At 27.6% G+C, this 9,732-nt stretch carries 13 protein-coding genes; 2 read left to right on the forward strand and 11 right to left on the reverse strand.

Annotated features, from left to right (window positions below; all coding sequences use genetic code 11):
* Positions 1-38: 38 nt before the first annotated feature.
* Complete coding sequence (locus BHW04_RS01815) at positions 39-977, reverse strand: hypothetical protein (protein WP_302652915.1); 939 nt, start codon at positions 975-977, stop codon at positions 39-41.
* 219 nt (positions 978-1,196) lie between these two features.
* Here BHW04_RS01815 and BHW04_RS01820 point away from each other — a divergent pair, with 219 nt between their 5' ends.
* On the forward strand, positions 1,197-1,763 hold the full coding sequence (locus BHW04_RS01820) for a hypothetical protein (protein ID WP_022211698.1): 567 nt from the start codon (positions 1,197-1,199) through the stop codon (positions 1,761-1,763).
* 70 nt (positions 1,764-1,833) lie between these two features.
* Here the strand turns inward: BHW04_RS01820 and BHW04_RS01825 are convergent, their stop codons facing one another.
* A complete protein-coding gene (locus BHW04_RS01825; protein WP_302698663.1) occupies positions 1,834-3,342 on the reverse strand; it encodes a carboxypeptidase M32 in 1,509 nt (502 codons plus the stop codon).
* Positions 3,343-3,601: 259 nt separating this feature from the next.
* Between BHW04_RS01825 and BHW04_RS01830 the strand changes: the two genes are divergently transcribed.
* Positions 3,602-4,252: an NAD(P)H-dependent oxidoreductase gene (locus BHW04_RS01830; RefSeq protein WP_022211696.1), complete on the forward strand. Its 651-nt coding sequence runs from the start codon at positions 3,602-3,604 to the stop codon at positions 4,250-4,252.
* A 99-nt stretch (positions 4,253-4,351) separates the two neighbouring features.
* On the opposite strand, the gene BHW04_RS01835 is transcribed toward BHW04_RS01830, so the two are convergent.
* From BHW04_RS01835 to BHW04_RS01875, 9 genes are all read right to left on the reverse strand, one after another.
* Positions 4,352-5,605: an HlyC/CorC family transporter gene (locus BHW04_RS01835; RefSeq protein WP_302654281.1), complete on the reverse strand. Its 1,254-nt coding sequence runs from the start codon at positions 5,603-5,605 to the stop codon at positions 4,352-4,354.
* 727 nt (positions 5,606-6,332) lie between these two features.
* The gene (locus BHW04_RS01845; protein ID WP_302698665.1) at positions 6,333-6,707 is read right to left on the reverse strand and encodes a GyrI-like domain-containing protein; all 375 of its coding nucleotides are present in this window, start codon (positions 6,705-6,707) and stop codon (positions 6,333-6,335) included.
* 59 nt (positions 6,708-6,766) lie between these two features.
* Complete coding sequence (locus tag BHW04_RS01850) at positions 6,767-7,075, reverse strand: helix-turn-helix domain-containing protein (RefSeq protein WP_302631279.1); 309 nt, start codon at positions 7,073-7,075, stop codon at positions 6,767-6,769.
* Between the two features lie 25 nt (positions 7,076-7,100).
* A complete protein-coding gene (locus BHW04_RS01855; RefSeq protein ID WP_302654283.1) occupies positions 7,101-7,265 on the reverse strand; it encodes a hypothetical protein in 165 nt (54 codons plus the stop codon).
* A 45-nt stretch (positions 7,266-7,310) separates the two neighbouring features.
* The gene (locus BHW04_RS01860) at positions 7,311-7,466 is read right to left on the reverse strand and encodes a hypothetical protein (protein ID WP_302698667.1); all 156 of its coding nucleotides are present in this window, start codon (positions 7,464-7,466) and stop codon (positions 7,311-7,313) included.
* Between the two features lie 220 nt (positions 7,467-7,686).
* On the reverse strand, positions 7,687-7,953 hold the full coding sequence (locus tag BHW04_RS01865) for a hypothetical protein (RefSeq protein WP_302698669.1): 267 nt from the start codon (positions 7,951-7,953) through the stop codon (positions 7,687-7,689).
* Positions 7,954-8,161: 208 nt separating this feature from the next.
* Positions 8,162-8,350 (reverse strand): nucleic acid-binding protein, encoded by a 189-nt coding sequence (locus BHW04_RS01870; protein WP_302698670.1) that lies wholly within the window; start codon positions 8,348-8,350, stop codon positions 8,162-8,164.
* Between the two features lie 430 nt (positions 8,351-8,780).
* Complete coding sequence (locus BHW04_RS12230) at positions 8,781-8,954, reverse strand: DUF6483 family protein (RefSeq protein ID WP_368072951.1); 174 nt, start codon at positions 8,952-8,954, stop codon at positions 8,781-8,783.
* Between the two features lie 3 nt (positions 8,955-8,957).
* Positions 8,958-9,152 (reverse strand): hypothetical protein, encoded by a 195-nt coding sequence (locus BHW04_RS01875; protein ID WP_302698671.1) that lies wholly within the window; start codon positions 9,150-9,152, stop codon positions 8,958-8,960.
* Positions 9,153-9,732 lie beyond the last annotated feature (580 nt).

The raw sequence follows: 9,732 nt of genomic DNA on the forward strand, positions 1-9,732 counted from the left end.
CTCTCCATTAAAAATACGCATCAAAATGATGCGCATTTTTAATTAGTTACAATTGATTTAGATAAATCTGATTTTAACTCAACCCATTTTCCTAAACTAGTTTCATTTATTCCTTTGCAAAGTATATAATCATAATTAATATCTGATATACTTAAAATCTTTAAGATTGAAATTAAAGTTTCCTTAAAAGTAGCAACTCCAACTTTAACCGCTTCTTTTAATATATCTTCAATATTAGTTTTAACATCTGTAACTACTTGAAGCATTTCTCCTAAAATAACCTTAAGTACTTCTGACATTGATACTTTTTGAGCAAGTAACAAGCCCTTACTAATAACAACATCATAGCTACATGGATATTTTACTTCTATTCCTATATTAATTTTATTCTTTCTAATAAGCATACATGGCATTGGTAATTCTAATGTACTCACTACTTTTTTTAATGCATCTGTCATATTATCTTGTAAATCAGTAACTATTTTCTTCTGCTTACTTACTTTTTCAACTGCTGTATTGGTGGCAGTCTTAATCTTTTCTCCAACTTCTCCAATTTTTTTCTTAGTAGTAGATTCTCTTAAATCAATCCTATTCCAACCTTCATCTTCCATACTGTAATATCTTATTTCTTCATCATCAATAAAATATCGTAATTTTATCATAGATTTAAATTTTTCACAAATTTCATTAATTTTGCTATTTTCTAATGTCATAGTCTTTTTACATAAGCTTAGCTTTAATTCTGGAACTTGTATCTCTGGCAAGATGATTTTAGCTAAACACTGCCCACCTTCTACAGCTTTTTCAGTAATAAAATCACATTTTTCAAGTCCAATTCTAAAGTTTCTATTGTTAATTGCATAAACTGCTTCTTTAATCTCTTCAGCCATAACTCCCATTTCAGCACTTACAAATTCATTATATCCACCAAAATATTCATGTATTTCTTCTATAATATCAGTTATTTCTTTTGCCATTGTATCCTCTTATTAAAATGATTGTTTTATAAATATATTATGCTTTTGTAAATTTTTTGTGTTTTTTCAAATAAATAATATTGTTCACTAATTTTCTATACACTTTTAATAAAATCTTCATGAAATATCTTTAATTTTAATTAATAATTTATTTATATTTATGTTAAAATAATCTTATGAAACTTAATTTCAAATAATATAAAAAAAGAAGTGATAATAATGTTTTTTGTTAATACTCTCTACTTAAATATTTCAAAGATTAAATCAAAAACATTTAAGCTAAATGAAAAGCAAATGTCATTTTTTAATGACTGTTTAAAAAATATATGTGAAGAAACTAATCTTCTAATGCTTGATAACTTCATACAACATGGAAATACTACTTGCCTTTGGCATAGCATTGCAGTAGCATACTATGCATATTGTTTTTCACAGTTTTTTAATATTAAATGTGATGAAAAAAGCCTTATATATGGTGCGTTGCTTCATGATTACTTCTTATATGATTGGCATATTCATGACAAATCCCATAGGTTTCATGGATTCAAGCATCCCAAAACAGCACTTAACAATGCTTTAAAACATTATTCTTTAAACAAAAGGGAAATAGATATAATCAAAAATCATATGTTTCCTTTAACCTTAGTTCCACCTCATCATCGTGAAAGTATTTTGGTCAATTTATCCGATAAAATTTGTTCTTCCTTAGAAACTTTTAATGGCCACATGTATAAGAATTTAAAGGAGAATACTTCATTGTATCCTAATAAGAGTACTGAGAATTAATTTTAACACTTATCTCTTTTCATTGCGTAAAAATAGAGGTAGCTTACTATATCCTACCTCTTTGCTGATATTAATAATTATATATCTCTTTATATTTATTATCTAAGTATTCAAGGAAATACTTAGCTTGCAAATCTTCTCCTGTAATCTTTTTAATAAGATCTCCAGGATCATAAAGATTAGCTGCTTCATGAACATTTTCCTTTAACCATTTATGCACTGGCTCAAGGTTTCCTTTGCTCACTTCTTGATAAACCTCTGGTATATCCTTAATCATCTTATTTAACATTTGTGCCCCATAAAGATTTCCTAATGCATAACTTGGGAAATAGCCAAATGATCCATCTGACCAATGTACATCTTGTAATACACCTTCCTTATCACTTGTAGGCTCTACTCCTAAATATTCCTTATATTTCTCATTCCATACTTTTGGAAGGTCTTTAACCTCTATAATATCATTAATTAAAAGTTTTTCTATTTCATACCTTATTATTATATGAAGACTATAAGTTAGCTCATCTGCTTCTGTTCTAATAAGCGATGGTGTAACTTTATTTAATGCCTTATAAAACTCTTCTTCTGAAACTCCATCAAATTGTTCATTAAATTGCTTAATTACTTCCTTATATAAGTAATTGCTAAATTCTCTACTCTTTCCAATGATATTTTCATAAAATCTTGATTGTGATTCATGAACTGCCATAGAAGAAGCAACATTTAAACCAGTACCTTCCAATAAATCTGGTATATCTTGCTCATAAAGTGCGTGACCACCTTCATGAATAGCTGAAAATAATGCTGAAGTAAAATCATTTTCATAGTAATTATTAGTTATTCTAACATCCTTATTAGTCATATCAAGTGTATAAGGATGCTCTGTTTCATCCATTCTTCCTCTCTTAAAATCAAAACCCATAAGATCTAAAATCTTTAAAGATAAGCTTTCTTGTTCTGATTTAGGAAAATGATTATGGAAGAAGGAATCATCTATTGTCTTTCCTGTGACCTTTATTTTATTTAATATTTCTACTATACCATCCCTTAACTCTCCAAAAACTTTATCAAGCTTATTTACTGTAAGGCCTGCTTCATAATCATCAAGAAGGGCATCATATTTATTATCTTCATAGCCTTTGTATTCTATAGACTTTTTAGTAAGATCCACTATTTTTTCTAAGGCTGGTTTAAACACATCAAAATCACTAGCATTTTTTGCTTTTTCCCATGCCACTTCTCCTCTTGATGCTGCTAGTGAAAATTCCTTGATAAATTCTTCTGGATATCTCTTTTGATTTTCATACTTTTTCTTTAGCTGTTCGGTCATTCTCTTATGAATATAATCAAATTCATCCATATGACTTTCAAAAAATTCTATAAATTCTGCAATTTTTGGTGATACATTCAAGCTATGCACTTCTGTTTGAAAAAATGATAATGTTTCTGCCCTTGATTCTGCCATAGCTTCTGGCATTCCTGTAGTCATATCCCAATACATAAGGTTTCCTGCTGTAGTATAATGATTTATTTTTTTTAAATATTCAGCAAATTCTTTTAATTTTTTTTCTACTTCACTCATATATATAGCTCCCACTTTAATATTTTTATATGAATCTATACTACCACTTTATATAAAATTTTTCCATTGATTTAAAAAGATGATTCCTGTTCACAGTATTGAAACGCTCCTTATATATATGTTAAAATAAGACAATAATAATATAACTTTTATTAATTTTTATGTATATTATTATTTTTTTATAGATAACATAATAATATATGCTGATATACATAAAAATTAATTTAATATAAATTATAAATAAAGGAGTATGCTTTTTATGAATAAAAATGAAGTAATTAATATATTAAACTTTAGACATGCCTGTAAAGAATTTAATAACCAAAAAAGTATAAGTAAAGAAGATTTAGATGTTATCCTAGAAGGAGGTCGCTTAGCTCCTAGCTCTGTAGGTATTGAACCTTGGCACTTTATTGTTGTAGAAAATAAAAATCTAAAAGATAAATTAAGTGAAGTATGCTTTGGTGGAGCAAAACAAATTCAAACTTGCAGTGACTTTATTGTATTATTAACTAGAACTGCTGATGAAATCAAATCTGATTCTCATTACATCGAATATTTACTAAAAGATGTGCAAAACCTTACTGATGAACATTATAATATGATGAAAGGCTTTTTAAAAAATGTAGATAATATGTTTGATAATGATAAAGCCTTCCAAGCCTATGCAACTGAACAAACATATATTGCTTTATCAAGCATGATGCTTACTGCTGCTATGCTAGAAATTGATTCTTGCCCTATTGGAGGAATGGATAAGAAAGCTGTTACTAAAATTCTTGTGGAGGAAGGTTTGCTAGACACTAAAAAGTTCCAAGTAACCCTTGGTTGTGCTTTTGGTTACCGTGCTAAGCCTGCCACTCCTAAGAAACGTCAACCCCTAAGTGAAGTATCTACCATTGTAAAATAAACATCAACTTTTATTAAATTTATAATTATTAATCAAAAATATATAATCTAAAAAGTAATAGGATGTATTTTTGCATCCTATTACTTTTCTACTTCTAAATTAACTTGATATTTCCATTGGCTCATCTACTGTGATTCTTATTTCTAGAACACATCGCTTAGTGGCCTTTTGGATTACTATCTTAAGATTTTTATATTCAAAACTTTCTCCTACCTTTGGTATCTTTCCAAACTGTTGAATAACCCAGCCATTAACTGAATTCACTTCAAATTCATCTTCCAAATCAACCTCTTCTAATACCTTTTCTATATTAGCGTTACCTCTAACAATATATTCATCTTCACCTATCTTTTCAATATCATTTACTACCTTATCATGTTCATCCCAAATTTCTCCTACCAATTCCTCTAAAATATCCTCTAAAGTTATAATCCCCATGGTTCCACCATACTCATCTGCTATAAGAGCCATATGAGATTTATTATTTTGCAAAACTTTTAGTAAGTGCGATAACTTCATATGAGGTTGTATAACATTAAGCGGTTTAATTATGCTACTTATTTCTTCATTCTTATTATTTACTACAATATTAATAAGATCCTTTTCATTGATTATACCAATGACATTATCTATATTATCATGATAAACTGGAATTCTTGAAAATCCACTTTCAATAAATAGGTTCAGCAGTTCTTCCTTGCTACAACTATCTTTTACGGCAATCATATCAACACGTGGTGTGAAAGCTTCTATAACCTCTTGTTCATTAAGCTCTATGGCACTTTTAATTATTTCTAATTGCTGTGGATTTATTCCACCTTCATTTTCTGCTTCTTCAGCTATTGTTAATATTTCATCTTCAGTGATACCTGAATGCTTTTGTATTTTTAATACCTTGCTTATGAGCTTTTTCCAAAGACAAAATATATGATTTACAGGCTTTAAAATAATGCAAAAAACATTAAGCAATGGTGCTGAAACTATGGCAAAACTTTCTGGAATATCTTTTGCTATACTCTTTGGTGAAATTTCACCAAAAATAAGTATTAGAATAGTCATAACAATAGTTGATACTGTAACACCTGAACTACCTAGTAACTTTGTAAATAAAACTGTTGCTAAAGATGCAGTGGCAATATTAACAATATTATTACCAATTAAAATTGTTGATATCACTGAGTCATACTTTTCAGAAAGCTCTAAAGCAAGCTTTGCTTTTTTATTACCCTTATTAGCTATACTTTTTAGCTTAATCTTATTTAACGAAGAATACGCAGTCTCTGTTGCTGAAAAATAAGCAGACATTGTAATTAATAAAACTAAAATTAAGATACTCGATATACTATCTTCCATACATATTTCCCCTTATCTTTAATTTAACTCTTCATTTTCTATATGAATGCCATTTATTTAAATTTGTTCATTAATCCTTTCAAAAAATATAAATGCAAAAAGACATAACCTCCATTTTAAATAAAAATGCAGACTATGTCCTATATTATAATTTCCATGTTTATCATATATAACTTAGCCGTTTGTTCATCATTTTCACACGACTTATACATTTAGCTTCCCTTCCTTTTTACCATTTATAATATTCTATTCATATAAATACAAAATATTTCCTATTAATAATATAATATCATATTTCTGTAATTTGTAAAAAAATATAAATAACTCTATGTTCTGAGAACCTTTATGAATCTAATTAAAAATATACTTATAAAAATAAGAGCACCAAAGAAAAGGTGCTCTCATTTTTATGCTGAACATGTCATAAGCTTATCTATTTTCCATTATTAATATGAATCCTTCTATTCCTTCCACATAGGCTCTATATATTCCTTTATCAATTTCATTCTGTCCTTAATCCTTGGTTTAAAATATGAAGCAATAATAATTACCATATTCTCCTATCTTTCCTTTTCCCCCAAGTAAATCTAAAGAAGATTTCACCCAATCTTCACTTGTAAAGTACTTTGTATACGGTGCATATTTGTATTTATATGGAGCAGTCATGGTTATCATATGATAAAGTGTAATGCTCTGAATTGTTTTTTCACGTTTCTTTACAATATAATCAGGAAAAAAATCTAAAATTGTATAATCCACCTTCTATAGTCATTACGCCAAGAATTCCGTCTTCCTTTGCTGTACAAGACTTAGGAACAGTTATACATAAACTAGTTCGAAACTGTTCTTCCTTTCCGAATTCAGGATTATCATGATACATGGCAAGAACTTGATTTTCATCAGCTTTCAAAAGTTTCTGTTTTGCTGCAGCTCTAAAAAGATTTTCCATTAATCTTGCATATTCCTTAGCTAACGAAGTGTAGTTACCAGTGTGTCTAATATATACCACCTGAAATTCTTCCACTTTTTTAAGTTGAATTTGTCCAGTTATAGAAAACGGATTTGTTACCCATTCTTTCTTTTTCTCAGATTTATTGTACATGGATATAAAAATATTTTCTTTGCATTTCGTGCTATATTTTTTTCTATACTCAAAGGGACTTATTCCATAATAATTTTTAAAAGCTCTTGAAAAAATAGCTGAATCAGTAAATCATATGCAATATCAGTAATATTTCTATCTTCTCTATGGGCCAGCATAAACAAAGCATACTCCATACGAATTCTATTTACATAATGAGATAAAGACTCATGTAATACACTTTTAAAAATACGGTTAAAATGATATTTTGAAAAACCAGCTACATCAGACAACTCTTTGGTAGACATATTCCTCCAATAGTTATTTTCAATATAATCTTGAACCTTATGTATTCTACTAACATACTGACACTTATAATCATCTAACACTTTTCCTCAACCCCTAAAACATGCTTTAAATTAATACTTGTCTTTCAAAGCCATATTCGTGTAATGTAAGATTATCATCAATTATTTCATTCCAAATCTCAATATTATTACAATTCATTTCTTCAATTATCTTTTCATATACCACTTTAAACTCTGGTAAATCATCCATCTTAGCCATTCTAAAATTCATCATATCTCCCCTTAAATTACCCATTAATTAATATTCAAATTCAATCTATTTTTTCTTTTTATAATCTAAAGTAAGACCAATAGCTCCCCCTAAACATAAGCCTATTGGTATTTGATTGAATATCACACCAAAGATAATTCCTACTCCAGTAAAAAGCGGGAAGTAATAACTATTATTCTTTTTATTATTGTTTTCACTCATAAATTTCACCCTCTATAATTAACAACTATTATCTTATTATACATAATTTATAGATATAATTCAGTTGTTATGTAATAAAATAGAATTTATATAAATATCGGTTGTCAGCTTATGTCTCCAGTAAAAAGAAGTTGCAATTAAAATAGATCCTAATATATAAATATAAGGTAGCCTTACAATATCTATGTAAAGCTACCTTAATTCTATTGTTATTATGATTTTATCTTATTACTTCTATGATTTCATATGTATCAATAAAGGGCACATTAAACACTAAATCTCTTTTAATATATGCTTTAAAAATATTTTTCTTTCCACCTTTGATTCTCTTATAAGTTCTATAAGCTTCAATTTCACTAAACCCTGTATAATATATCTCTTCAGAATCAAGTCTAGCATTCTGCACTACTATAAATTCCTCTATTTTATCATTACAACCATGATTTTCAATACTCTCTAATTTAATTTCTTTTTCATCATTATTCATAATTAAAGTATTCCTTTCTATCCTTTGTATACCATTCACATTTTCTGCAAAAATCATATATATTTACTTATATCATCTGATTTATTATAACACAAAGCATTTAGCTCCTAAAATACCACTTATATGATTATAACTTTTACTTTCTTTTTCAACTATTATTTTCAAATTATAATAATCACATTCTGAACACTTAAAACTTTCGTTAAATTTATTTACCAATATATTTTTTCAGCTTTTCCACTCCACATTTAGGACAAATGCAAGCTTTGGTTTTTCCTATGCTTTTTGGAATTATTACTTCATCAGTTTTCACTATCTTTATTCCATAACCGGCTCCATCCATTTTAACATTAAATCCTTCTATCATTTCACTGTTACATTGTTTGCAAATTCTCATATAACCCCTCCATTCTAATAATGAGACTAATAATACAGTTACTCATGAACAATGTATATATTATTACTTTTTAATCTCACTAAGATACTCAACTACCTCTTACTTTTTGTTTCTAAAAAACCCCACTAAATAAACAATAAAACATACTAAAGCAATTAAATCTAGTCCCACTGCAACAAATTCATTTAATTCAATCAGTTTATCTAAAATATTCACCGTAGTTACTATTACTAGTCCTATTAAAACTAATACGCTACCTTTATTATGGAGTTAAATATATAAATTTAACTGTTAATTTAGTGTTATAGTATAATTTTAAAGAGCACCAATGTTACTCTTTAATTATCCATTAGGATTTAAAGATAATTATTAATTTTATGTTATATTAAAAACGGACAGGTATCTGTCCATTTAATTTCAGTGTAGACTCTTATATAGTTGTAAGACTCTCTTTATTAAAAATTATATTCACATCTTTCAAACCTTGAAAAATTTCCTCTCTTGAAAAGTTACCATTTTTCAATTTATCATCGCTTTGATCCATTAATAAATAGTAAAAATCAAGTGCAATTTTGTAAATTTTTTCAGATTTATTTTTCTTAATTTCTTAAAAAAGAATATTCTCAGCATTATTATACTCATGTTTTAGAACAAGGCTTTTTAAAAGTATTCGTATATAGTCAGATGAATCAGCTTCATCTAAATTTATTATTTCATTGTTATCTTCTTCTTTTTGCAATAATGATTTTCCTGTATTTTTTGCAAGTTCATTAATTAATTCCTCTATATTTATATTAATCACCATCTTTAATAAAAATTTTATAGCATATTATCTAAAAATAATTTAATACTTTTTTACAAAATTATATACCATCAACTCTGCAACATCAATAAAATTTTGAATGAGCCTTAGAAACTCTTTATTCCTAAATTGGAAAATACGTTAAGAAAATCTATTTGTCTGTGCGTTATCGAGTTATAAATTTTTAGTATATCCTACTGAAGGAATCATAGTTTTTCAAAGCAAAATAAAAAGCACCTCCTATGAAGTTTTACCCTCATAGAAAGTGCCTATATCATCAATTCTACAACTCCGAGTGTAATGAAGAGTTGTTTCCTTTAGCTATAAGAATAATATAAAGTTGGAGGAAATATCTGAATAAGTCTTAGAAACTCTTTATTCCTGAAGGAGAATATGCGTTAAGAAAATTTATTTGTCTGAGCGACAGCGAGTTATAAATTTTTAGCATATCCTACTGAAAGAATATTAGTGTTTCAATATGAAATAAAAAAGTGGCTTTCGCCACGCTCCCTTCGGGAATTTAATTTTAAGTATTCTAAAAGGCATAGAACTAACATCGGTTCTATGCTATATTTTTCCT

Source organism: Clostridium sp. 29_15 (assembly GCF_001916075.1).
Taxonomy (GTDB): domain Bacteria; phylum Bacillota; class Clostridia; order Clostridiales; family Clostridiaceae; genus Clostridium; species Clostridium lentum.